The organism is Lederbergia sp. B243.17 (assembly GCF_057657925.1).
The window spans coordinates 1-25,823 of the sequence record NZ_JBWBKF010000070.1; the positions used below are offsets into that span (position 1 = coordinate 1).

The 25,823-nt window shown below is 48.3% G+C and carries 19 protein-coding genes; 5 read left to right on the forward strand and 14 right to left on the reverse strand.

Annotated elements, in window-relative coordinates; all coding sequences use genetic code 11:
• Positions 1–477: 477 nt before the first annotated feature.
• The 3 genes from bshB2 (at position 478) to AC0TWI_RS12660 (ending at position 3,696) form a co-directional block, all read left to right on the forward strand.
• Positions 478–1,161, forward strand: coding sequence for a bacillithiol biosynthesis deacetylase BshB2 (bshB2, locus tag AC0TWI_RS12650; RefSeq protein ID WP_488126699.1), 684 nt, complete (start codon positions 478–480; stop codon positions 1,159–1,161).
• A gap of 316 nt (positions 1,162–1,477) precedes the next feature.
• A complete protein-coding gene (locus AC0TWI_RS12655) occupies positions 1,478–2,032 on the forward strand; it encodes an integrase (protein WP_488126700.1) in 555 nt (184 codons plus the stop codon).
• Positions 2,033–2,181: 149 nt separating this feature from the next.
• Positions 2,182–3,696 carry a glycine betaine uptake BCCT transporter gene (locus tag AC0TWI_RS12660; RefSeq protein WP_488126701.1) on the forward strand — a complete coding sequence of 505 codons (1,515 nt, stop codon included), beginning with the start codon at positions 2,182–2,184 and terminating at the stop codon, positions 3,694–3,696.
• A 354-nt stretch (positions 3,697–4,050) separates the two neighbouring features.
• On the opposite strand, the gene AC0TWI_RS12665 is transcribed toward AC0TWI_RS12660, so the two are convergent.
• The 14 genes from AC0TWI_RS12665 to AC0TWI_RS12730 form a co-directional block, all read right to left on the reverse strand.
• A complete protein-coding gene (locus AC0TWI_RS12665; RefSeq protein WP_488126702.1) occupies positions 4,051–5,667 on the reverse strand; it encodes an FMN-binding glutamate synthase family protein in 1,617 nt (538 codons plus the stop codon).
• Between the two features lie 113 nt (positions 5,668–5,780).
• Entirely contained in the window at positions 5,781–8,372 is a 2,592-nt protein-coding gene (locus AC0TWI_RS12670) for an ABC transporter permease (protein WP_488126703.1), read from the reverse strand.
• The gene (locus tag AC0TWI_RS12675) at positions 8,369–9,052 is read right to left on the reverse strand and encodes an ABC transporter ATP-binding protein (RefSeq protein ID WP_488126704.1); all 684 of its coding nucleotides are present in this window, start codon (positions 9,050–9,052) and stop codon (positions 8,369–8,371) included. Before AC0TWI_RS12675 ends, AC0TWI_RS12670 begins: the two co-directional genes overlap by 4 nt.
• Before the next feature lie 92 nt (positions 9,053–9,144).
• On the reverse strand, positions 9,145–10,137 hold the full coding sequence (locus AC0TWI_RS12680) for a sensor histidine kinase (RefSeq protein WP_488126705.1): 993 nt from the start codon (positions 10,135–10,137) through the stop codon (positions 9,145–9,147).
• Between the two features lie 3 nt (positions 10,138–10,140).
• Positions 10,141–10,824 (reverse strand): response regulator transcription factor, encoded by a 684-nt coding sequence (locus tag AC0TWI_RS12685; protein ID WP_488126706.1) that lies wholly within the window; start codon positions 10,822–10,824, stop codon positions 10,141–10,143.
• A gap of 293 nt (positions 10,825–11,117) precedes the next feature.
• Positions 11,118–11,984 carry a Cof-type HAD-IIB family hydrolase gene (locus tag AC0TWI_RS12690; RefSeq protein WP_488126707.1) on the reverse strand — a complete coding sequence of 289 codons (867 nt, stop codon included), beginning with the start codon at positions 11,982–11,984 and terminating at the stop codon, positions 11,118–11,120.
• Between the two features lie 107 nt (positions 11,985–12,091).
• Positions 12,092–14,209 carry a DNA helicase RecQ gene (recQ, locus tag AC0TWI_RS12695; protein ID WP_488126708.1) on the reverse strand — a complete coding sequence of 706 codons (2,118 nt, stop codon included), beginning with the start codon at positions 14,207–14,209 and terminating at the stop codon, positions 12,092–12,094.
• Positions 14,210–14,363: 154 nt separating this feature from the next.
• Positions 14,364–15,317: an L-threonine 3-dehydrogenase gene (locus tag AC0TWI_RS12700; RefSeq protein ID WP_488126709.1), complete on the reverse strand. Its 954-nt coding sequence runs from the start codon at positions 15,315–15,317 to the stop codon at positions 14,364–14,366.
• A 40-nt stretch (positions 15,318–15,357) separates the two neighbouring features.
• Entirely contained in the window at positions 15,358–16,548 is a 1,191-nt protein-coding gene (locus AC0TWI_RS12705; RefSeq protein WP_488126710.1) for a glycine C-acetyltransferase, read from the reverse strand.
• Positions 16,549–16,762: 214 nt separating this feature from the next.
• The gene (locus AC0TWI_RS12710) at positions 16,763–18,229 is read right to left on the reverse strand and encodes a glycoside hydrolase family 32 protein (protein WP_488126717.1); all 1,467 of its coding nucleotides are present in this window, start codon (positions 18,227–18,229) and stop codon (positions 16,763–16,765) included.
• Positions 18,230–18,681: 452 nt separating this feature from the next.
• Positions 18,682–20,091 (reverse strand): sucrose-specific PTS transporter subunit IIBC, encoded by a 1,410-nt coding sequence (locus AC0TWI_RS12715; RefSeq protein ID WP_488126711.1) that lies wholly within the window; start codon positions 20,089–20,091, stop codon positions 18,682–18,684.
• 75 nt (positions 20,092–20,166) lie between these two features.
• Positions 20,167–21,156, reverse strand: coding sequence for a LacI family DNA-binding transcriptional regulator (locus AC0TWI_RS12720; RefSeq protein ID WP_488126712.1), 990 nt, complete (start codon positions 21,154–21,156; stop codon positions 20,167–20,169).
• 30 nt (positions 21,157–21,186) lie between these two features.
• Complete coding sequence (locus AC0TWI_RS12725) at positions 21,187–22,362, reverse strand: MalY/PatB family protein (protein ID WP_488126713.1); 1,176 nt, start codon at positions 22,360–22,362, stop codon at positions 21,187–21,189.
• A 136-nt stretch (positions 22,363–22,498) separates the two neighbouring features.
• Positions 22,499–23,602 carry a hypothetical protein gene (locus tag AC0TWI_RS12730; protein WP_488126714.1) on the reverse strand — a complete coding sequence of 368 codons (1,104 nt, stop codon included), beginning with the start codon at positions 23,600–23,602 and terminating at the stop codon, positions 22,499–22,501.
• A gap of 177 nt (positions 23,603–23,779) precedes the next feature.
• Between AC0TWI_RS12730 and AC0TWI_RS12735 the strand changes: the two genes are divergently transcribed.
• Both AC0TWI_RS12735 and AC0TWI_RS12740 read left to right on the forward strand, forming a co-directional pair.
• Complete coding sequence (locus AC0TWI_RS12735) at positions 23,780–24,634, forward strand: alpha/beta fold hydrolase (RefSeq protein ID WP_488126715.1); 855 nt, start codon at positions 23,780–23,782, stop codon at positions 24,632–24,634.
• Positions 24,635–24,648: 14 nt separating this feature from the next.
• Positions 24,649–25,140 (forward strand): hypothetical protein, encoded by a 492-nt coding sequence (locus AC0TWI_RS12740; RefSeq protein WP_488126716.1) that lies wholly within the window; start codon positions 24,649–24,651, stop codon positions 25,138–25,140.
• The last annotated feature ends 683 nt before the right edge of the window (positions 25,141–25,823 follow it).

A 25,823-nucleotide genomic window follows, 5' to 3' on the forward strand; every position in this document is an offset into this window, starting at 1 on the left:
TCGCCGGCCACGGATTTGACGGAAAACTGGCAGTGGCCCTCGAAATAAGCAAAGAGCCGTTTGCTTGAGAAAAGTGGAGGGCGGCTGCTTAGGGGCGACAAGCATAAGGGCGAAGAAGCAAAAGGCGCTTTCCAGCCTTTAGCTTCTTTGAACTTATGACCTCGAGCCCCTGCCGCCCGGAGCTGGACAGAGAAAAGCGGAGGACGCCGTTTAGCGACGTACAGATTGGAGGGATTCTGACGAGATAAAGGAAACACGGCGACGAAGGAGCCGATGTTGACTTATCGTAGGAAGAATCCCGAAATCTGCTAGTCGCTGGCGCCCGGAGCTGGACAAAGAAAAGCGGAGCGTTTAAGGGCGTCAAGCGCTGAAAGAAATGAGCAAGTAGGTGCTTTCCAACCCACCTGATCGTTTCTAAGCGCCCCCGCCCCTAACCCTTCAAAAACGAAAACAATTATAATAAGGAGGCGTGCACCAATGGAAAAAGAACGTTCTGTGCTCGTCGTATTCCCGCACCCTGACGATGAAGCATTCGGGGTATCAGGAACGATATCAAAACATATTAAAAATGGCACGCCTGTCACCTATGCGTGCCTGACCCTCGGAGAAATGGGCCGTAATCTGGGCAATCCCCCGTTTGCGACGCGCGAGTCGCTGCCCGAAATCCGGAAGGCGGAGCTGCAGGCTGCAGCCAAAGCGATGGGACTGAAGGACTTGCGGATGATGGGATACCGCGACAAAACACTCGAGTTTGAAAGCGACGAGAAGCTTGCGAACATGGTCTCCGATTTGATCGAAGAACTAAACCCCTCCCTCGTCATCTCGTTTTATCCGGGCTACTCGGTCCATCCTGACCACGAAGCGACAGCAAGAGCAGTCGTCCGCGCGGTCCGCCGGCTGCCGAAAGCAGAAAGACCAAAGCTCCACTGTGTCGCTTTCTCCAATAACCATGAAGCAGAGATCGGCAAAGCGGACATCGTCCATGATGTAAAGGACGTATGGGAACAGAAGCTGAACACGCTGAAGTCCCATATTTCCCAGACAGCCTGGATGATCAGCGACATGGAACAAAAAATCACTGAACAGAATCCCGACCTGATCGCCTACTGGCAAACAGAGCGTTTTTGGACATATGATTGGGACAAAGACAAAGTATTGTAAAATCCACACGAAGAATCTCCAGCCCTTGATAAGGGCTTGGAGATTTTTTTGTTTTTAATGAGACTCCGTATCTGACCATCACGAACCGGGCATGCTGAAACTAGCCTGCACCCAAATTTGTCATTATCCACTGCAGCAAATCATAAGTTGAGTAACAAGCAAGAAAAGGAAAAAGTTAACCTTTTGTCAATTTTTGTCGAAAAAAAGAGTGGAATTTTGCCGAAAAAGCGCCGATAATAGAAAAGACTTTTCTTTTATGAACAAAGAAATGGGACTTAGGGGCTAAAATAGAACTTTATAGAGAAAGAGGATCATGATGAAAAAGAATAAGAGTGCAAATGAGCTCAAAAGAATGATTGAGCAAATTGTTGCATTTGTTGAGCTTGAAGTGGAAGTAAGAGAAGACCGTTCAGGCATTAATATGTGTTATGACTTTATCCAGGATTATGTTGGCTTTGACCCAGAGAGGCTTTTGGCCGCCAATAAGGAAATGATTGACCCTGTGCCTTTTGAAGACTATGTGAAAGCATTGACACTCCACGAATTAGGCCATTTTCTAGACCGAAAGGCACTGCTCGACTCGGTGCCATTGGCGATTGAACTTGTTAAAAAGAAGCGGGAAATCCCGTACAGTGAAAGAATCAAAAGAATTGATCTTTTGCAGATTGATCTCGAAGACCATGAAATGAATTATATTTCTGAGGAGCAGGCGTGGATCAATGCGGAGAACCTGAACCGATATTACGGGTTGGTCAGCTGGGACAGTTTTGCGAAGGTACGTTCCGAGAGCTTGCTTACGTATACAGCCCAGTATAATCGCGACCTCTTAATCCACCACCAGCTTCTCTCCACTGAGAAGATCGCAGTATAAATTGCCCGGGAACCTGTTCTTACAGGAGACCCGGGCTTTTTTGCTTCTCCTTGTAAAAAACTGTGCAAATTCCTGCATACCCGAATCCTTGTAGGGTAATGGTAAGAAATAGAGGAAATCTGACTGTTTTTGACGGGAGGGAGCATAACATGAAAAAACTCTCCACTGTATTTCTTTATTCTGCGGGGATACTCGCGTTGCTTGTTGTGATTGGCATTGCTGCTCCTGACTGGCTTGAAAGATCCACGGCTCGCATGCAGGCATTCCTATCCGATGCTTTCGGCTGGTATTATCTGATTGTCGTCACGATTTTTCTGATTGTCTGCCTGTATCTTCTGATCAGTCCCGCCGGAAGAATCAAGCTTGGAAAGCAAGATGACAAACCTGACTTCTCAAGGCTGTCTTGGATTGCGATGCTGTTCAGTGCGGGCATGGGTATTGGGCTTGTATTTTACGGAGCGGCCGAGCCGCTGAGTCATTATGCAATCCAGTCGCCGACCGGGGAGACCGGAACACCTCAAGCGATCAAAGATTCACTCCGGTATACGTATTTCCATTGGGGGCTGCATGCTTGGGCTATATACGGAATCGTCGCCCTCGTCCTCGCCTATTACAGCTTCCGAAAAAATGAGCCAAATATGATCAGCGCTACATTGAAGCCGATTTTAGGGGAAAAGCGGGCAAACGGACGAACGGGAAAAGTGATCGATACAATCGCTATTCTTTCTACCGTTATCGGAGTGGCAACGACCCTTGGTTTCGGAGCTACACAGATTAATGGCGGACTGTCGTATCTGTTCGGCATTCCATCGAATTTCCTTGTCCAATTGATCATTATCCTGATTGTTACGGTACTGTTTATGGCGTCAGCATTGAGCGGGCTTGGGAAAGGAATCAAAATTCTAAGCAATGCCAATATGATTTTGGCGTTTTTGCTGCTCGCTATCACATTTGCTGTAGGGCCTTCCATCTTTATCTTGAATCTGTTCACAGATACAATCGGCTCCTATTTGCAGAACCTGCCAAACATGAGCTTTCGTCTAGCCCCGTTCAGTGAAAAGAATCGACAATGGATCAATGATTGGACGATTTTCTATTGGGCATGGTGGATCGCTTGGTCCCCGTTTGTAGGTATTTTTATCGCGCGGGTTTCAAAAGGCCGGACCATTCGGGAATTCGTTTTTTTCGTTCTGCTGGTTCCGTCCATAATTGGCTTCATCTGGTTTTCAACCTTTGGCGGCGCCGCCATTTCGCTTGAATACAATGGAATCGCAAAGGTTTCCGACCTGCAGCTTGAGCAGACGTTATTCGGGGTGTTTTCCCATTATCCTCTATCCTGGGTGCAGTCGATCATTGCACTTGTCCTTGTAGCCGTGTTCTTTGTGACATCGGCGGATTCGGGCACCTATGTTTTGGCAATGATGTCGACAAACGGGTTGGCGACCCCAGCGAACAACATCAAAATCCTCTGGGGCGTTCTGCTCGCCGCAACCGCACTGGTGCTCCTTTATTCCGGAGGACTCCAGGCGTTGCAAAATACGATGATCATCGCAGCTTTGCCCTTCTCGCTAATTATCGCGGGAATGACAGCAAGTCTTGTAAAATCCCTGAATAAAGAAGTGAAGGAATTAAACAGATTGCGGCATCCAAAAAACCATAAATAGAAAAGCCGGCTGCGGAGAAATCCGGGCTGGCTTTTTGCATGTCTGTTTATTTTTTTGAAGAGCGGCTCATTTGAGCTGTCTACGTGACCATCAGACGGCCCCTTACCCGATGTGGGGCACATTGAACCTTTCTATGTGACCCTCGCACGACTCCTTGCACGGTGTCGGGCACATTGGAGCCTTCTATGTGACCCACACACGACAAATGCCTCGCGTTGGGCACATTGGAACCTTCTATGTGACTCACACACGACAATGCCTCGCGTCGGGCACATAGAGAACGTCTCAGCCTACCGACGCACGCACAAAGCAAAAAAGGGCTGGTGACCGCGGGTCACCAGCCCTTTTTCCTGCTTATGCATCTCTTTTAACAAGCTCCGGCGGCAGGATGAGCATGCTTCGTTTGAATTCTTCACCGGTCATCAGCTGACCTGAAGGAGTCCGGTACATCAGGTGTTCCTCGGTCAGCTCTGTCGGTGAGGCGACGCCGGCAGCGGCGGCCAGGTTGTACAAGCCTTCCCGGAGTGAGATGACGTAGTTGGCGACACGGTACATTTTTTCCTCGACAACGAGGGCCTTTTCCCGTTTCGGGTCGGTCGTGGCAACGCCGACAGGGCAGGTATTGTTATGGCATACTTGCGCCATGATGCAGCCGACAGAAATCATCATGCCTCTTGCCGTGTTTACGAGATCTGCTCCCAGGCAGAGGGCAAAAGCGATCATGTCTGGAGTGACGAGTTTTCCGGAAGCAAAAACTTTCACGCGGTCGCGGATGCTGTATTTTTTCAGCATCGCATCCAGCAAAGGAAGAGCGGAAAACAGCGGCAATCCCGCCGCGTCGGATAATTCCTGGTAGGTCGCGCCTGTTCCGCCTTCCCCTCCGTCGATCGTTATGAAGTCAGGGGTTTTTCCGCAGTCCGCCATTTCCCTTGCGAGCTTTTCAACTTCGGATTTTGAACCGGCAACAATTTTGATTCCGACCGGTTTTCCGCCCACCTCCCGAAGCTCATCGACAAAATTCATCAGGCTCTCTGTATCTTCAAATTCGCGGAAACGGTTCGGGCTGTCGATCGTTTTCCATGGTTCCACGTTGCGGATTTCGGCAATTTCGGGCGTGACTTTTTCACCTAAAATATGGCCACCCCTCGTTTTCGCTCCTTGGGCAAGCTTTAGTTCGAATGCTTTTACATGTTCCATGCTGGCCTTGTCCTTGAACAATTCCCAGGAAAAGTCACCTTCTTTTGTCCTGACACCGAACAAGCCGGGGCCGATTTGCATAATGATGTCAGTTTCGCCGCGGAGGTGATGCTTGGAAAGACCGCCTTCCCCTGTATTCATCCACGTTCCGCCGGCAAGGCCAAGCCCTTTGGAAAGCGCCGTAATGGCATTTTCTCCGAGTGAGCCGTAACTCATCGCCGACTGGCCGATGAGTCCTCTGGCAACAAACGGCTCACGCCAAGTCTCTTTTCCAATGACGACGGCATCCTCATCTGATAGAAGCTGCGGTTCAACAATCGCATCATCACTATGCTCTTTCCGGTTGAACAGCCCTTCATGATCGATCCGGTAAATTTTTGTCTGCACCTTCGGCTCCTGCTCAATCCGTAATTCCTCATGCAGTTTCGGAAACATCGCGTTTCGTATGTAAAACCCTGGTTCTTCAAAGTCTCGTTCCGAGCCAAACGCATGGATCCGATCCTTATATTTGCCCGCTTTGACGACATTCACATATTGATGGCGGGAAAACGGCTTGCCCTCCCGGTTATTGAGAAAAAGGTACTGCCTGAATTCAGGTCCGACATTTTCAAACAGGTACCTGACATTTCCCAATACCGGAAAATTCCTCAGTACCGAATGCTCCTTCTGCCTGGCATCCAGTATGTAAATCCATAAAAAGAAAACCAGTGCCCCAATCAGAAGGAGGGCCAAGATACTGAACATGATAAGTGCAAATATTTCTGTCCATCCCATCCTATCACCCTTTCTGTTTTCTTTTCCTATAGACGTAACGGCATTCTATCAAACGTAAACTTTTCACCAAGTAAAAAAGGAGGAAGCTTTTCGCTCCCTCCTTCTCCGGCTATCTATATGCTTTCCTGCTTCAATGCATCCATGATATTTTCTTTTTTTACTTTGGCACTGGAGTACAGCATGGCTGTTCCGACAATGACGAAGACGACGATCACCGCAATCAGCACACTGCCCCATGGCGGCTGGAATGCAAAAGTGAAGGTCTTCATCATCGTCCGGTGCATGAGATACATAACAGCAAAACTGAGCGGCAAGCCGTAAACGAGGGCTTTCACTCCGTAAATGAGACTTTCATAATTCATCATTTTATCAATGCCCTGCGGCGTCATCCCGACGGATTTCAGCATCGCAAATTCACGTTTTCGCAAGGTAACGCTCGTTGAGATTGTGTTTACAATATTGGCAATCGATATGGCTGCGATGAGGGTGATGAAGCCGTATACGAAGACGGACATCAGCGTGATCATTTGCTCGCCCTTTTGTTTGTCTTTTTCCGTATTAGTGACATTATGGACAACGTCTTGCATGTCCTCAATTTCGGCTTGCGTCTTCCCCGGATCATCACTTTTCAGATAAAGCGAGCTTGACTTTCCGACTGAGATGCCTTTCTCTGCCAATTGATTGTATAACTGGTTAAAGACTTTTTCAGATACGATCAGATTCAACCCGTTGACGGTAGAGGGCGTGATGCCCAGAGGAAGCTCATCCGCCAAGCCTGCGATTGTGACTGCGCCGATTGAAGCTTCTTCATTTCGCTCATAATCAAACCCAGATAAATCGATGGTGTCGCCTTTTTCAGCATAAATTGCTTTTGTCTCGGTATACTTGCCTGCCTTTCCATCAGTATAGGGGATCTTATCCACGACAATCGCATTCATTCCTTCCTCCAATTGCGCCACGTCGACTCCTGTTCGCTTGGCATACTCCTCCAGTTTAGCATCTTCCAAAGCATACACCCTGGCCGAATAAGGATAGCGGCCGTTTTCCAGCCCATTATCTGTGGGATCCAGTTCCTTCGCCGCTTTCTGCTGTTCAATCCATGTGCTCAGATACAATTCCTTGATTAAAGAGGAATCTGTCACACCATCAAGTGTGGTGACGGATTGAATAAACTGTTCGTCCTTCGGTTCATCGCCTCCTTCGAAAAAGTCAATCCGAAGATCATAATTGATTTCGTTTTGCGACAAAGCCAGTGATTTTTTCATGATGGAGGAGAAATAAGAGACCGATAGGAACAGGACGATGCTGATTACAATCGAAAAAATCGTTGCCCGATATCTTCGTTTATTTCTCTTGCTGTTTTTCAAGCTGATTTCAGCTTCAATTCCAAACAGTTTTCTCACCCATTTGGATGTCCGGACAGATTTGCTGCTCAGTTTTACATCTGCGGTTTGCCTGATGGCATCAACAGCCGAAACCTTTGACGCCTTTCTTGCCGGCAAAAATGCGGAGAGAAAAATGGTGATCGCTGACAGAATAATCGTCGCTGCGATGGAGAGCGGTGTAACGGTCACCGACAGTTTTTCCGACACATTCAACGTCTGAGGAATAATCGGATTGATGAAAAGGAAAGTGACTGCAATCCCGGCAAGGCCGGCAAGAATTCCGATCGGGATGCTGATGAGCCCGATGACCATACCCTCAAACATCACCGAGTTCCATTTCTGCCTTTTTGTCGCTCCAACACTTGAAAGCATGCCCAAGTAACGCGCCCGTTCTGACACAGAAATGGCAAAAGCATTATAGATCAGCGAAACCGAACCGATCATAATGATGGCCAGGACGATGCTTGTAATCCCGTACAATACTTGCCGCATAGAGTCGCTCTTGACAACTCCGTAATACATAAGAAGATCCCGGTTAAAATAGACGTATTCAATCCCATTCTTACCGGCAAGCTCCTCTGCATGTTTATAAAGCGCAGGCTTTACTTGCTTAAGGGTCACGAAGGCACTGACAGGTTTCTCTCCCATCCCTTCTGCGTTGTCTATATGGGTGATGGCTGTGTAACCCGCCGCCCAAGACGGCTCCCAGCTGGGGCTTTTCATTAAGCCGACTACTGTATATTCTATCTTTTTCGTATTTTGCAGTTCTTCCTCTAGCTGTCCTTTCTCCAGGACGGCAGTCCAATCTTCGTTAATAAGTTCATTAGATAACCGAGAGTAGCGATCCCCCACTTCAAAGGCGATTTTCTTGCCTATGGATATGTTCTCCTCAGACTCGTTCAACATTTTTTCAGAGACGACGATTTCGTTGGCCGTTTTCGGCATTCTTCCATAAGTTAGTTCAAGCGGAAATTGCTCTGCCGCGTTACTGCTGAAGGCTTTGATGAACATATACGGCTTTCTGATATACTTATAGCCCTGTAATTTTACGGAGCCGATGCTTTCTGAAACAACCACACTTTCGGTTGCCGGGTCTTCCCGGATGGCTTTCTGCTGCTCTTTGTCTACGTCATAATAGTGCACATGCCAGCCGCCGATCTGGGCGATCGACTGCCGTTTCATCAAGTCTTGAAAGGATACGCCCAATGTGCTGACCGCTGTAATCATTGCGACCGAGATGATGACACCAATGATTGTGACAAGCGTACGCCGTTTGTTTTCTTTCATGTTCCTCAAAGTCAGTTTGTTGACGATATTCATCTGCGGATCACCTCGTCGTTGGCAATCCTTCCGTCCTCAATTGTTATGATCCGGTCAGCCTGAAGAGCAATCCGCTCGTCGTGGGTAATGACAATAAGCGTCTGTTTGTATGTTTTATTGAATGCCTTCAGCAAATCGATAATTTCCGCGCTATTCTTGCTGTCCAGATTCCCTGTCGGTTCATCCGCCAGCATAATGGCCGGATTTGCGATGATTGCGCGTCCAATCGAAACTCTTTGCTGCTGACCGCCCGATAGCTGGTTCGGCAAATGGCCGAGCCGTCTTTCCAAGCCGAGCTTTCCTACGATATTTTGAAAATGCTCCTTGTCGACTTTATGCCCATCAAGCAGTAAGGGGAGGGTGATATTCTCCTCAACAGTCAATACCGGAATCAGATTGTAAAACTGATAGATGAGGCCGATTTGGCGGCGCCTGAAAATCGCCAGCTGTGTCTCATTCAGGCGATACATATCTGTATCCCCAACAATCACCTTTCCTTCCGTAGGACGGTCAACTCCACCCAGCAGGTGCAGCAATGTGGATTTCCCCGATCCGGACGGTCCGATAATGGCGACGAACTCCCCTTTCTTCACCGAAAATGAAACTTGGTCGAGTGCGCTTACCGCGGTCTCCCCTTTGCCATATACTTTAGACAGATTTTCAATCTTTAAAATATCCATGTCCTACCTCCGCTTATTTCTTATAAGCTTAGTGTATCTGCCTAAAATGACTGCCCGGTGACTGCAAAGTGACAATCCAGTCACTTTGGCGGTTATTTATAAAACTTGATCTGAAAACGAGTGCCTTCTCCAGTTCTACTTTTCACTTCGATATGGCCTTGCTGGCTGGAAATAATGCTTTGCGCCATCGCCAGGCCAATGCCGACGCTGTCTTCTCCAGCGGTCTTTCCTTTGTAAAACCGTTTGAAAATGTACGGCAAATCTTCTTTTTCAATTCCTTTTCCGTTGTCTATGATACTGATTTCCGTAAAAAGAACATTCTCATGATAGGAAAATGAAATTTCTCCGCCCTTTTCTGTATGCTCTACACAGTTTTTCACAATATTGATCAGTGCCTCGGCGGTCCAGTTCAAATCACCGACAAAGCTGGCATGAGGATCGCCGGAAATCCGTATCGTCTGCTCGTTTAACTCTATCGGAATCCGGAGTGGGCTAAGCACTTTTTCAATCAGTTCCGCTACCATAATCTTTTCCCGCTTGAAGGTGATCGTCCCCGCATCGATCTTCGATAACTTCAATAGGGACGAGACAAGCCAGTCGATCCTCTCCAGCTGGCCGCTTATATTGCGGGTGAATTCCTTTCTCTTTTCAGCCGGCAGTTGCTCATCCTCAAGAAGGTCCGCCATCACTGTCATGGAGGTGAGAGGTGTTTTTAGCTGATGGGAGATGTCAGAAATGGAGTTGGTCAGTTCGAGCTTGTCCTGCTGCAGTAGCTTCCGGTGCTCCGAAAGCATCAGTGTCACTTTATAAATGTCATTTTTTAAAATGCTTAATTCTCCTTCGTGGTTATCGCGTATATCAAGCGTGTCATCGCCATTGCTTATTCTGCGCAAATAACCGGAGAGTTTTTCGATTTCTTTATACCTCCACCTCGTCAAAATCAGGAAGCCTGCGATCAAGATGGCGGACTGGCCGAGAACGAGGAGAGCGGCCGTACTGGAAATCGAACCAGTCATCATTACCGCTATGAGAGTCAGGATGAAGGCGGCAAGGAGGAAAAGCAATATTTCCCGATTTCGCAGCATCTTTTACCCCCCTACCTTATAGCCGAGACCTCGGACCGTTTTGATGATTTCCGGCTTCTGCGGATGGTCTTCAAGCTTATCTCTGAGCCGCTTGATGTAGACGGTTAACGTATTGTCATTCACAAAGTCCCCCGCCACATCCCAGATGCCTTCCAACAGCTGGCTTCTTGTGAGGACTTGGCCCCGATGATTTATGAGCACGAGGAGGAGGCGATATTCCAGCGCCGTCAGGACGACCTCTGTGCCGTCTTTATAAACCTTTCCCTCAAGAACATTGACAAGGACATTTCCGATGGCAATAGCAGCTTGGCCGGCAGCCGGGCGTTCATACCTTCTGAGAACCGTTCTGATTCTTGCCATCAGCTCACGGACCCGGAAAGGTTTTGTGATATAATCGTCCGCCCCCAGTTCCAGCCCCATGACGACATTCACCTCATCATCCGCCGCCGTTAAAAAAATGACGGGGATGTCGCTGTTGGCCTTCACGTACCTGCATAGATCATAGCCGCTTCCGTCAGGCAGAGACAGATCAAATAAGCATAAAGAAATCTCCCCCAGCCGCTCACCAAGCACCCGCTTGGCCGCTGCGGCATCAGGGCAATATATAGTCGAAAACTGTTCACGGTTGAGCGAATACTCCAGTCCCGAAGCGATGGTCCTGTCATCTTCTACGAGAAGAACGTTCATTTCAGTCATCCTCACTTTCTTCGGTTTGTCATTGATTTAGCGTACCATACACAGGCAAAAGCAAAAAGAGGCTGTCCAATAAGCGACTGAAAAAGTCCATACAGAAATAGAAAACAAGAACGAAACCTGCCGAAGAATCCCACTCTCGTTTTCTTTCTTTGAACCCGTGGATTTGCTGCGGCCGCTTTCCGCGGTGCGTGCCCCCGAACGGAAAGAAACATACAAAAAGAAAAGGGCAAGTTCCAGAAGATCAGTTTTCACTGATTTTCTGAACTGCCCTCTCCAAAAGTCTCTTACTCCATTTTCTCCAAAGCTTCCAGTATTGCCCGACCGACACCATCATCATCATTCAGTCCCGTTACGTGGCGGGCCGCTTTTTTAATCTCCGGTTCGGCATTGCCCATGGCGTAAGAATGCCCGGCGATTTCAAGCATTGACAGGTCATTGTAATTGTCGCCGAATGCCATTGTATCCTCAAGAGAGATGCCCATCTCTTCAACATATTTTTTCAAGGCGATGCCCTTTTGAGCTTCGATATGCATAATCTCCAGGTTATGTCTTCCAGATGAAGTCACTTCAATGCCTTCAATCTGTTTAAGTCTGGAGCTAACTTCCTCAAGAAGGCCATCATCCAGGGAGAAGACGAGAAATTTATATACCTTGCAGGCAGGCGCTGAAAAAATCTCAGAATAGTTATCCACTACTTGGATAACACGCCTGTCGAACCGCTCTTGCGCTTCCTCTTTCAGTTTATCCATGCCGATCGATGGGTTCGCACTGTGGAAAACATCGACAATCGATGAAATGCTGCGTTCGTAATCCGTTGTATAGGTCCCATCCGGTGTATACAGCTCAAAATAAATATCGGCCTGGTCCAGAACCTTCCTTACTTCCTCGGAAGTGGAACCGTCCAATCCAATCGAGTAGGTAACTGTACCGTCTTTATCGCGGATTTCCCCGCCATTAACACAGATGGCCGGGCATTCAATTTCTGCTGCATCCAATGCAAACCGGACCTCGCTGTATGCCCTTCCTGTCACAACGAGAAATTCAATCCCTTTTTCCCGGGCGGCCGCGATGGCCTCCTTATTTACTGTGCTTACTTCCTGGCTTGAATTCAATAATGTTCCGTCCATATCTGTTGCAATACACTTGATCACTATTCTGCCCCCTTCAATTTTCCCGTACGGACTCCGATCTTTAATCGTACTCTTACCTGTAAAAGATTGTAGCGAATTGACTCACCCATCGCAAAGTTTTGGTTCGGCTATTTCAGTAAATAAGCGCGAATCATGAAAAACGTCACTTCATCCGGCAGCAGTTCTTTGATCGAAGTGAGCCTTTCCGTTCCTGCTTCCTCGACGGCCTGTTCGATCGCCGCCTCGTATTCTTCTGGAATGAACGCATTCCAGTCAACCTCCAGCCCTTCATCATGGCATTTGACGAGATGCCCCTCGACTGTCCGCTCTGTCATGCCCCGTTCCTCAGCAATGTCTGCTATGTGCTTACCTTCCCCAAGCATTCTCAAGCTGACATGGTGGCTCGGTTCTTTCGTATCTTCTCTTGATGGCCGTTCTGTCCGGAATTGTATGATCGAAGGCTTCCGCTCGATTCCATTCGAATCGCAGTACTCATTTACCGCTTCAAGGAAGATGTCCCCGTAAGCCTCTAGTTTTCTTTGCCCGATTCCTTTTACCTGCAGCAGCTCCTCTTCTGTCTGAGGAAGCTTGGCACTCATTTCCCGCAGCGTCACATCAGAGAAAATGACATATGGCGGCACTTTCTCCGCTTCGGCGAGGTCTCTCCGGACAGCGCGCAGCTTTTCGAACAATGCATCGTCCGCTACAATTTGGGCTGCCTTCACTTTTTCTTTTCGGAGGACCCTCTCTTGTCCCCTCAGCACTTCCCCTGCCCTCTCTGTCAGCATGAGGAGAGGATAGGCTCCGGCGGTCGGCCGCAAATAACCCTCTGCTGTCAGGAAGTCGATAAATTCGATGACTTCCTTCTGCTTTTTGTTTCTCATGATTCCGTAAGTGGACAGTTTGTCGAAACCAAAACCGACAAGCTTTTTATCTCCGGAGCCTGTCAGCACCTTCATGATCATCGTCTTGCCAAACTTCTCATTCATTCTGCGGATGCAGGAGAGCACCATCTGCGCCTCGACAGTCACGTCAACTTGCTGGCGGTCATCCGTACAGTTGCCGCAGCTCCCGCATTCTCCCGCGGTTTCATCACCAAAATAATGAATGATGTACTGCTGAAGGCAGGACTCGGTATGCCCGTACCCTGCCATCTTCCGCAGCTTGGCATACTCGTTTTCCTTCCGGGCTTCGTCCATTTCCGACTGATCGATCAAAAAGGACTGGATTTGCATATCTTGCGGTGCGAAGAGGAGGATGCAGTCGCTCTCTTCTCCATCCCTTCCCGCTCTTCCCGCCTCCTGATAGTAGGATTCCATATTTCTTGGTATTTGATAATGGATGACGAAGCGGACATTCGACTTGTTGATCCCCATACCGAAGGCATTCGTCGCCACCATCACTTGGATATCGTCATAGAGGAAACGCTCCTGATAGTCGTTCCGCATTTCTTCAGGTAAGCCTGCATGGTACTTCCCGGCGGCCACACCGCTCGATTCAAGCAGCTTGTGCAGCCGTTCGACCTCTTTTCGGGTTGCAGCGTAAATTATTCCGGCCTGTCCACGGTTTTTACGGATATAATCGGTCAGAAACAGATCCCGGTCTTGGCCTTTAACAACTTGAAAACGCAGGTTATCCCTGGCGAAGCCCGTAACAACGGTGTTCTCCTCTTCGATGCCGAGCAGGTCGCAAATATCTTCCTTTACCTGCGGCGTTGCCGTGGCTGTAAGAGCCAAAACAGTCGGTCTCGGCTGGATTCTGTTGATCAAAGTGCGGATGTTCATATAGCTGGGACGAAAATCATGACCCCATTGGGATATACAGTGGGCTTCATCGATGGCGATAAGGGAGATGTGCATTTGCTCAAGCAGTTGGAGAAAAGAGGGGACTTCCAGGCGCTCCGGGGCAATGTAAATCAGTTTATAGTCGCCTTGATAGATACCGGACAGCCGTCTTTGCATCTCGTCCGCCGGCACTGTGCTGTTGATGTATGTAGAGGGGATGCCTGCCTTCTCCAACGCATCAACCTGGTCCTTCATCAAAGAGATGAGCGGAGAAATGACGATTGTGACGCCTCTAAACATCAATGCCGGGATTTGGTAGCAGACCGATTTTCCACCGCCTGTCGGCATGATTCCGAGTGTATCCTTTCCTTCCATGATTTTAGAAATGATTGTTTCCTGGCCTTGCCGGAACTCATCATAGCCAAAATAAGTTTGCAGCAGGTTTTTCGCTTTTGACAGCATATTTTTTCATCCTTCCGCACAATTTTCAGTGACTCCATTATACCAGAAAAAACCGTGGCCATGTCCGGAGCAGACCGTTTTGCCGGAAATGAATCCGCATAAAAAAGAAGCTGTTTCAAAACCGCTATGCGACTTTGAAACAGCCTCCAGATTCTTAGTTTACTTGCAATTTTGCTTTTACTTTCTCCAACATATCTGCTGTCATTTTCGCAAGATCGTATTCTGTCTTAAATCCCCATTCTCGCCGGGCACAAGAGGCGTCAATCGAATTCGGCCAGCTTTCTGCAATTGCCTGCCTTGCCGGATCAACAGCATATTTCATCGTAAATCCGGGAATATGCTTGCGTATTTCAGCTGCAACTTCTTCTGGTTCGAAGCTCATCGCTGTAATGTTGAATGCGTTCCGGTGTGACAGTTTGCTTCCATCTGCCTCCATTAGGCTGATAATGGCATTAAGGGCGTCTGGCATATACATCATATCCATATACGTGCCCTTCTCGATGAAAGAGGTATATTCACCCTTTTCTACCGCCTGATAATAAATATCGACAGCATAATCGGTTGTGCCGCCGCCTGGAGGCGCTACATAAGAAATCAACCCCGGAAAACGGACACCGCGTGTATCAACGCCAAACTTGGCATAGTAATAATCGCAAAGCAGCTCACCCGCCACCTTATTGACGCCATACATCGTCGTCGGGCGCTGGATTGTATCTTGAGGTGTGTTCTCTTTTGGTGTAGACGGCCCGAATGCCCCGATGGAGCTCGGTGTAAAAAATTGCAGGTCCAATGACCTTGCTGTTTCCAGTGCATTGACGAGGCCGCCCATATTCAAGTTCCATGCAAACAGCGGTTTTTCCTCCGCCACTGCTGACAGCAAGGCCGCTAAGTGGATCATCGTATCGACTTTATATTCCTTCGCCAATTCATGCATTCTCTCTCCGTCTGTGACATCAAGAATTTCAAATGGGCCGCTTTCCGTGACTATACCGTCGGTCTTGCGGATATCGGTCGCAAGTACACGGTCTGCTCCATACATCTCTCTTAACTTCATTACCAGTTCCGAGCCGATTTGGCCCAGTGAACCGGTCACCATGATTTTTTTCATGCTGCTTCCTCCCGAAGCGGGCTGCTCACCCTGCAAAAAATTAGATGATTCCCATTTCCTTGCCGACCTTTTCGTACGTCTGAATCGCTTCGTCCAGCATCTCTTTCGTATGTGCGGCAGTCGGCATGTTCCGAACGCGGCCTGTTCCTTTTGGTACGGTCGGGAATACAATGGACTTTGCATAAACGCCTTCTTCATAAAGACGGCGGCTGAATGCCTGTGTTGCCTTTTCGTCACCGATGATAACGGGGGTGATCGGCGTCTCACTATGGCCGATATCGAATCCTGCTTCTTTCAGGCCTTCTTTCAGATAATTGCCGTTTTCCCAAAGCTTTTCGTTCAGTTCGGTGCTCTCCATCAGGATTTCGATTGCTTTGGTTGCCGCCGCAGCATCTGCTGGCGTGACCGCTGTCGAAAAGAGGAATGGGCGAGAGCGAACCTTTAGCCAATCAATCAGATCCTGCTTGCCGGCTACATATCCTCCAACTACGCCAATTGCTTTAGAAAGTGTCCCGATTTGGAAATCAACCTTGTCTTGAAGTCCGAAATGTTTCACCGTTCCGGCTCCTTTGCCGAGAACACCCGAACCATGGGCATCGTCGACGTAGGTCATCAAATCGAACTCTTCTGCGATTTCGATGATTTCTGGGAGCTTGGCAATGTCGCCATCCATTGAGAAAACACCATCTGTGATGACCATCAGTTTATTGTACTGCCCGGATTCACGTGCTTCTTTCGCCTTTTGGCGCAAGTCATCCATATCCGAGTGATTGAATCGAATAATCTTTGCTCGGGACAGGCGGCAGCCGTCAATAATCGATGCATGGTTCAGCTCATCGGACAGAATGGCATCATTTTTGTCCATGACAGCTGAGATGGCCGCCATATTGCAGTTGAAGCCGGATTGATAAGAAATTGCCGCTTCTGTGCCTTTGAATTTCGCAAGTACTTCCTCCAATTTGATATGGAGGTCGAGTGTTCCGTTAATCGTCCGGACAGCTCCTGCGCCGGCTCCCCACTTTTCCACTGCCTCAATTGCAGCTTTCTTTAATCTCTCATCTGTTGCCAGACCGAGATAATTGTTGGACGAGAGATTGATCAGCTCTTTGCCGCTGATCGTAATTTTTGCCCCATTTGGACTTCCAACGGTTTCGATCTCGTTATAAAGACCTTGATCACGAAGACCCGCCAAATTTTCCTGTAAAAATGCCTGAAGTGTCTTACTCGACATTTCCATCCCTCCAACTAGAATATGATAGATGATTTGTAAACGATTTATAAACATTTGTCCGCCTGAAAAAGACAATAGTTACTATTCATCTCTTTCTCCATACATACTATAACACAGAACAAATAACATGTTTATCTAGAAAGGACATTCGGCAAAACTTTTCCAACGCAGAAAAAACCTGCCGGGAGTCCTTCTCCGGCAGGTGGTTTCGTCATTATTCAGTCAGTTCAAATGTGCTCAGATCCCATTTCTGCAAATGAAAATCAATTGGAGTTTCGCTTATCATTCGGGTAGACTTTTCATCTGTATTTGGGAAGATCCGAGCACTAAATACTTCTTCGCCTTCATTGATAAATATTTCGATTGAGGAGGTGTCCAGGTAGAGATGAATGGATTCCAGTCTTTCCAGCTTGCAGCGGCGGATTTCCCTGGCATCTCCTTTGAAATTGGTCCTTTCCAACGAGAAGCGCTGTTCTTGCGGGTCAAACCGGATCACCGCCTCGTCGCGGACTCGAAATTCGATTGCACCCGTCAACGGTGTGGAAAAATGCGCTTTCCACTCCATCGCCTCCCCGCTTAGTTCAGGAATCTCCATCAACTCGCCTGCTTGAAGGCTCGCCGTTGCTTCCACACCTGCTTTTCTCAGTTGCGTCAATTCCTCCGGTGGCAGCTGATGCAGTTTTCCCTCCCGCCACTCAAGCACTCTTGGCAGCGTCAGCGCATGCAGCCACTCGTTTTTGACAGTCGGTTCATAAGGTTCCATTTCATCAGTGATGCCCATCCAGGCAATCAGCAGTCTTCTGCCCTTTCCGTCCAGCAGCGTCTGGGGTGCGTAAAAGTCGAAGCCCCTGTCCAATTCCGTAAACAGACCGTGCTTAAATTCAAAAGTCTCACCGTCCAAAGTTCCTGCGAAATAGCCGGACTGGAACTCATTTTGGAACAAATCCCCCTCAGGCTCCAAGCCTTGCGGGGAAACGAGAAGCAGGTCTAAGCCGTCGAGCCGGAAAAAATCCGGGCACTCCCACATATACCCGAATGAACCGAGACCGCCCCGGCCGCTGCCTGCGATCGGACCGAGAAACTCCCACTCCGAAAGATCCTTTGAACGATACAGAACGGCTTCACCTTGTTCGTCAGCGGTTTGGGCACCCAGAATCATGAAAAACTCATCTTGTTCCTGCCAAACCTTTGGATCTCTGAAATGAGGGGTATAGCCCTCAGGCAAGGAGATAACCGGTCCCAGCTTCTCAAAATCGCGGCCATCACTCGAAACGGCGGCACATTGAGTTGTCACCCGCTCTCCGTCACTATTTTTTACATTGCCGGTGTAAAAAAGATACAGCTTGCCTTCGTGTTCAATAGCGCTTCCCGAATAGCAGCCGTTCCGGTCGAACTCCCGGTCGGGAGCGAGCGCTATTGGCTCCGCCTTCCAACTTATCAGGTCTGGTGAGCTGTAATGCCCCCAAAATTTTGCGCCGTGGGCAGTCTCGAACGGGTTCCATTGATAAAAAACATGATACCGCCCTTTAAAATAAATCAAGCCATTTGGGTCGTTCAGCAAACCCACGGGAGGCATAAGATGAAAGCGGAGCCTGTATGGGTCAGACTCCACTTTATTTTTCGCACTCTCCACTTGTTTGCTGGCCAGCTCCATTAGCTGATGAACATCCTTCATTTTGATAACTCTCCTTACTCCTGCTTTTGCATCCTGTTTTGCTTTGCTCAGTATGCAAATTGAGGAAGTAGTGCTGTTTGATGCTGGAGGCGTCGGCTCGGGGGCGCTTCAGAAAAGATCAGGTGGATTGGGAAGCACCCATTCTTTTCCTCCAGCGCTTGTTGCCCCTAGCGCCGCCCTCCGCTTTTCTCTGGCTAGCTCCCGCGCCTATCGGCTGGCAAACTTCGGAAAGCCGCCTACGATAAGTCAACATCAGCTCCTTCGTCGCTGTGTTTCCTTTATCTCGTTGGCTTCCCTCCAGTTTGTACGCCGATGAACAGGCGCCTCCGCTTTTCTCTGTCCAGCTCCGAGCGGCAGGGGCTCGAGGTCATAAGTCAAGAAAGGCTAAAGGCTGAAAAGCGCCTTTTTCCTTTCTCGCCTTATGCTTGTCGCCCCTAGCGCCGCCCTCCGCTTTTCGTTTAATGCGTAGCTTTTACCTCATCCAGTTGTTTGTCTGAGAAGCCGAACATCCAGGTTAGGATGAAGGCGACGGCGATGGCGACGAGGTTGACGAGTAGGTAGAGCAGGATTTGGCCGTTCAGATAGAGCAGTGTGCCCGGGATGACGGTGATGGCCATGCCCGTTCCTTTCAAGCCCAAGATTGAAGCAAGGAATCCTCCTACGCCTCCTCCGATCAGGGCCATTACGAATGGTTTCATGTATCGGAGGTTGACCCCGAAGATCGCCGGCTCTGTAATACCAAGGAAAGCTGAGAATGACGATGGCAGTGCCAGTGCTTTCAGTTTCGCCGATTTTGTTTTTAGGCCGACAGCCAGTGCAGCTCCGCCTTGAGCGGCAACCGCGCAGGTGACAATGGCGTTGTACGGATTGTTTCCGTATTTTTCAAGCAACTGAATTTCCAGAAAGTTGAAAATGTGATGAACGCCTGTAATGACAATAATTTGGTTCAAGAAGCCGATTAGCAGTCCGCTGATGCCAAGCGGCCAAGAAAGGACAGCGACTGTTGCATTCAGGATGACCTCTTCCAAGCTGTGGAAAATTGGTCCGATCAATAGCAAAGCTAAGACTATCATGATCAACAATGTTAAAAATGGTGTTAGGATCAAATCCAATGCTTCAGGTACTCTTTTTCGTATCCATCGTTCCAGCTTCGCGCCGATAATCCCTGCAATAAACGCCGGGAGCACGGAGCCCTGGTATCCGACGACCGGAATGAAGCCGGCAATCATGATTGCGCTGGCGTCTCCGCCTGCCACTGCGTATGCATTCGGAAGCGATGGACTGACGAGCATGAGCCCAAGCACAAGTCCGATTGTCGGCGATCCGCCGAATACCCTGAATGTCGACCATGCGACAAGGGCAGGAAGGAAAATAAAGGCCGTGTCAGTCAATACTTCAGTAAATAAAATAAAGTTCTCTGAGATATCTGCTGGTGTCAGTCCAAACCAACCAAGAATTTGTTCTTGGAGAACAAGTCCGCGTACCCCCATGAATAAACCGGTTGCAACAAGAGCGGGGATAATCGGGACGAATACGTCACCGAACTTGCGGATGGCCCTTTGGAAGGCATTCCCCTGCTTGACAGCTTCCTCTTTCATCTCTGACTGGGTTGTTCCTTCGAAGCCTAGGTTTACGACTTCATCGTAAATCCGATTAACTGTTCCTGTTCCGAGAATCACTTGATACTGACCCGAGTTGTAGAAGGCACCCTTCACTTTGTCGATGCTTTCGACCTTCGCCTGATCAACCTTTTCCTTGTCTTTCACCATTATGCGCAGCCGAGTGGCACAATGGGCGACCGAGTTGATGTTTTCCTTTCCTCCAACAGCTTCGACAATTTCCCGGGCAATTCTGCTGTTTTCCGACACTTTTCTTCACTCCTTCTTTTAATGGAATCGATTCCACAATACATTATAGTTTATGAAATCGCTTTATTGACGCTATCATAAACTATCTCGTTCTATAAGTCTATAATTTAGCATGGTTTTTTCTGAAATTTGCTCTTGGGCCTCAAGCAGGGAGAGCATCAATTTACCCGCTTCCACTCCAGCATGTTCATACTCATATTCAATTGTGGAAATAGCCGGGCTTAAAAAGGAGGCGGTTTCGCTCGTGCCGATGCCAGCAATGCCAAGCTGTTCCGGCACTTTCCAACCTTTTTCTTGAGCAAACTGCCAGACTCCAAGCGCCATGCGTGTTGTCGCTGCAAAAATGGCATCGGGTCTCTGCTCCCCGTCTTCAAACATGAGCTTAGCCGCTTCATAACCGGACTGGATGGAAAAGTCGCCCTTACGAATCCAATTCTGCATAAGGGGGAGCCCATGTTTTTTTAATGCAGCCTTATAGCCCTCTTTCCGCAATTCTCCTACAGCTCTATCCCCTTCATCGACGCCAATAAAACCGATTTTACGGTATCCTTTAGAAATAAACTTTTCAGTCAAAGCAAAAGCTGCGCCGAAGTCATCAAAAATGATTGAGGGAATACCGGAAAATTCCTGCCCAACGACAATAAGCGGAATCCTTGCTGCCTCTGCTTCTGCCCGCAGTTCCTTAGCAGTATTCGTCGCCAGCAGGATGATGCCGTCCACTTGCCGGCTGTGGAGCAGCGCAATATTTTCGATTTCCCGGCTTTTGTCGAGGTTCGTATTCGCCAGAAGAATTTGATAGCCCTTCTTCATAAGCACCTCATTCAGACCGTTGACGACCCTGCTCGATGTTTCCGTGCTGATTTTCGGCAAGATGACACCGATAACCTTTGTTTGTTTTGTTCTGAGCGCCTTGGCATGTTCACTTGGAACATAGCCGGTCTCTTCGATCACTTTCAAAACTGCTTTTCGCGATTTTTCGCTGACGTATCCTGAATTGTTCAGTACTCGGGATACCGTTGTCCGCGAAACATTGGCCAACTCTGCAATATCTTTAATCGTTTTCAAGACGCCGACTTCCTTTCCACTTTCGTTCGCTTATGAATACTGTATCTGCTCGCTGCGGTTTTCAATTGCCCCTTTCATCCGCTGAAGCGCAACTTCCAGTCTTTCTCGCGGACAGGCAATATTCATCCGGATATAAGGGCTGCCGCACTCCCCGAATTTGAATCCTTCATCAAATTTTATTTTTGCATTCTCCAAAAAGAACGAATGGAGCGCTTCTCCCCTCAGGCCAAGCGCCGAGCAATCAAGCCAGACAAGATGTGTTGCCTCCGGGATGACTGGTTTGATTCCCAGATCATGATCTTCAAAGAAGTTTAACGTATACCGTAAATTTTCATGCAGATAAATGAGCAGCTCCTCAAGCCAAGGCTCTCCGTTTTCGTATGCAGCAATTGTTGCTTCCACACCAAAAGCATTCGGTCTTGTCATTCCGAACTGCATCAGCTTTTCCTCATACCGCTTCCGCAAATCATGGTTTGCAATGATCATGATGGAGGTTTGCAACCCTGCCACGTTAAACGTTTTGCTTGGGGCGGCGCATATAATGCTTCGCTCACTGAATTTTCCGCTGGCCTTGTAGAATGGGATATGGGAGTGCCCTGGATAAACGAGGTCTCCGTGCATTTCATCAGCGATGATCCAAACCTCATGCTTCAGGCAGATTTCACCGATTTTTCTTAGCTCTTCCTCGCTCCAGACACGCCCGACAGGATTGTGCGGACTGCAAAGGATCAGAACCTTCGCTTTAGGATGCGCCGCCTTTTCCTCGAGATCCGCAAAGTCGATTGAATAGCGGCCGTTTTCGTTAAGAAGGGAATTTCGTGAAATGATGCATTGGTGATTTTCAATTGTAGAATAAAAAGGATAATATACAGGATCCTGGACGATCACCTGGTCGCCTGGCTCCGTCAATATATGCAAAAGCAGATTGATGCCGGGAATGATACCCGGACTGAAGGATATCCACTCTTTTTCAAGTTTCAGACCAAAGCGTTTCTCCCACCAACCGATGATGGACTGGAAGTATCGGTCGCAAAAGGTCGTATAGCCATAGATACCATGTTCTGCCTTCTTTTTCATCGCTTCGATAATTTCCGGTGCCGCCTGAAAGTCCATATCGGCAATGCACATTGGGATGATTTCCTCATCTTTCATCGACCATTTAACAGAGTGTGTATGTTTTCTGACGACGCAATGATTCCAATCCACTTTTCTTCAGCCCCCGATTAGTTACCATGTAAACTGGTGTATGTAGGTTAATTCGCGTACTTCTATTTTAATCAAAATCGAGTGAACTACAAGCTGTTTCTCTCCCATGCAAAAAAACAGGCCGGATAGTGGCCTGTCAAGACTGTTCATTATTTGCATATCCGGCAAATGCGGCGTTTATTTCTTCATAAATTTCCAATAGCCGCGCGGGATCCGCCGCTTCGGCATACAGCTCCTCAAGCAAATTGCGGCTTTGCTTCGCTTCGGCTAAAAAGTATTTCCCTTCGTCCATCTTCGCTCTATACCTCGCCTCTATCTTGGCAATCTCCTCCGCAAACATTTCATCGGTTCCCGGTGTGACGGACAGCTCATACATGTCGAGCACCTCATCACCCGGCATTTCCGGAAAATATTCATGCGGCTTCGTGCTGTCGAAAACTGCCCAGCCAAGTTCTCGGACGACGACCATATCGAGACTCGCCGGATCGAATCCACAGTGGTAGATTTCAATCGAATATCCCCGTCTTTCCGCTTCGGTAACGACCTTTTTCAGCAAGGTCGATTTGCCTGTTCCCGCCCTTCCCTTTAAAAAAATACGCTTCGACAAGCCATCTGTCAGGTTGCCGACGAAATCAACAGCACCATCAGGAGTGGCGGCTCCAAGAAAACGGCGGACGACCGTCTGCTCTTGCTCCTTGGAAGGCCCCGGAAAGAGATGGACGATCAAATTCTTTGCCGCCGCATCTGCTTTTTGAAAGTTCATTCTGCCGATATAAATGTCCTCCCATTCATCATGGACGGCAAGACCATCTGCATATGCTTTATACGCCTTTTCTTCAGCTTCTCTGATTCTTTCAAGCAGCTGGTTGATTTCGGTGGACTTGTGATCCAGTTTTACTGCCCCGGCGGCCGTCTCAAGGTCAATTGTTTCCCAATGGGAGCCCATAAACTCCTTATGAATCACTCTCGGCGGGTCCCCGTCGACAATGCCTACACCCAAGTCCCGGATCAGCAGCCCTTCCAATTTCTCAGGGTAATGGGCTCGGCGGATCTTCTCCAACGTGTATCCTTTTCCGGCCCATTCTTCCTCCAGCCGGCCGATCAGCTCCGCCTTCTCGAAATCTGACCTTCCCGACAAGATGAAAACATGCTTCAACCCTTTTACATTGGAGTCAAATAAATTATGAAATCCCTTTGCCGTGTTGCCGCCGGCAAAATAGTTCAATTGTTGTCCGTCCACTTTTTCACTCCTCCAGACTTTGATATTACAGCCTATGCTCTGCGGCTTGTCACGGTTTACTCCCAAAGAACCAAGCCGCATCCAGAAAGATGATTTTCTAGTGAATATTTGCCGATTCCATGTATCTTTCCTTCCGCTTTCTGCTAAAATAGTGAATCATAGGGGGCTATAGATTACATGAACAACTTTAAAAAAATCGGTTTGCTTTTTCTCGCTACTTTTCTCTTCACGATGATTTTTCTGCGGATGAAGCAGCCGAATGGAAATAATATATCGGCGGAAATGGCGGACATCGTACCGACCATTTTCGTCCATGGCTATAAAGGCAGTGAACGATCTTTCTCAACCATGTTGGACCGGTTGAAGCAAGCCGGCTGGGGTGAAAGAACAATGACCGTTCGTGTTAGAAAAGACGGTTACCTTTCCATCAGTGGCCGTATTCCAAAAAACCAAGCGCATCCTTTCGTTCAGGTGATTTTCGACAACAACAGAGCGTCGCTTGCCGATCAGACGGTTTGGCTTGAGCGGATTCTGGTTACGCTTAAGAAGGATTATGGGATCCAGCAAGTGAACCTGGTCGGCCATTCGATGGGCGGACTTGCTTCGACGAATTATGTACAAAACCATACTGGAAACAGCAGCGGCCCGAAGGTGCTTAAGCTTGTAACAATTGGCTCTCCTTTTAAAGGGATTGAGCGCAAAGATTATTTTCAGCAGAATTACGGAGAAGCGCTGATTGATCTGGCGCCCGGTTCTCCCGCTTTGCAAAATCTTTTCCTGAACCGCAGCAAGCTTCCGCCGTCCCTTGCTGTTCTTTCCATTGCCGGCGTTACCGGAAACCCGGAGAATGGAGACGGTCTCGTATCCGAAAGGAGTGCACTCGGCGGCCGGGAAATCTTCACTTCCTGCCCATTTACCTTTGATACGGTAAGAGATGCAGCAGCCACGCATTTTGGCCTGCATGAGCATCCTGAGGTAGATGAAAAAGTCGCCAAGTTCCTCTACCAACCGCAGCAGCCAAACGCAAATTGAAAGGAGAGATTTTCATGAAAAAAACACTGACAGCAATGCTTGTCCTATCCCTTCTTGCCGGTTGTACGGGAGGGCCCCAAAAGACCGCGAACGATCCTGTTAAAGAAACAGCTACAGCAGAGAAAAAAATGCCAATTACACTGAATGAATTCACAGATCACTATAATGCCGTGCTTGCGGATTCATCCGATATTGCTCAGCCGATCGATCCCGACAAGAAAGAGAACGGACAAATCAAAGTCGATGATCAAGTGACCATTAAACTGAACAAGGATGACTCCTTTGCCGGAGTACAATATGAAGGACCTTACGACATGACCATCCCGTCATTAATTTTGGACTCCCTCGGCGTGCGTGATGATCAAGCAGTCAATGAGATGCTCGCAAAAGCGGATGAAGCCGCAACCGATGGGAAGACCTTCTCAGAAGAAGCCGCTGCGGGCGATATGGACATCACAATCGAATACCAGGACGAAACCTTCCTGCTTAAAGCGGAAGGGAATTAAAGAAAAGCGGAGGAGGCCTGGTTATCGGCGACAAGCGCTGGAGGAAAAGAACGGGTGGATGATCTCCAATCCACCTGATCTTTTTCGAAGCGACTCGAGCCGATGGCCTCCGGAGCTGGACAAAGAAAAGTGGAGGCGCCTGTCCATCAGCGTACAAACTGGAGGGAAGCCAACGAGATAAAGGAAACACGACGACGAAGAAGTTGATGTTGACTTATCGTAGGCGGCTTTCCGAAGTTTGCTAGCCGATAGGCGCCGGAGCTAGCCAAAGAAAAGCGGAGAGCAGACTCTAAATTTAAGCAGGAGAAGAAAAACATATCGTTTTTCTTCTCCTGCTTTTCTTATTCTCTGCTTATCTTGTGGCCGCCCGCTTTGAAAGCCCGCCCACTGTAGGGATAGACACCGGAAGAACTCTACTTTTGGTTTCTTCAGGTATCTATGGGCTCCATTGGCACTTGAAGGTCTCTACTTTCTTTTTCTTCAGGTGTCAAATGACATATCGACCTTTACATAAGAAAGGGAGGGCTGCCATTTTTACTGGGCTAAAGTGGTACCTGTAGGTAGGACACTCGAAAAAAAGAGTGTTCAACCTGCAGGTGCTTTTTATATACTTGAAATTAAGAATATGGGATTAGGGGATAACATGAGCAAAGTAACTTTTTCGTCCGAACAGGTAAGTGCAC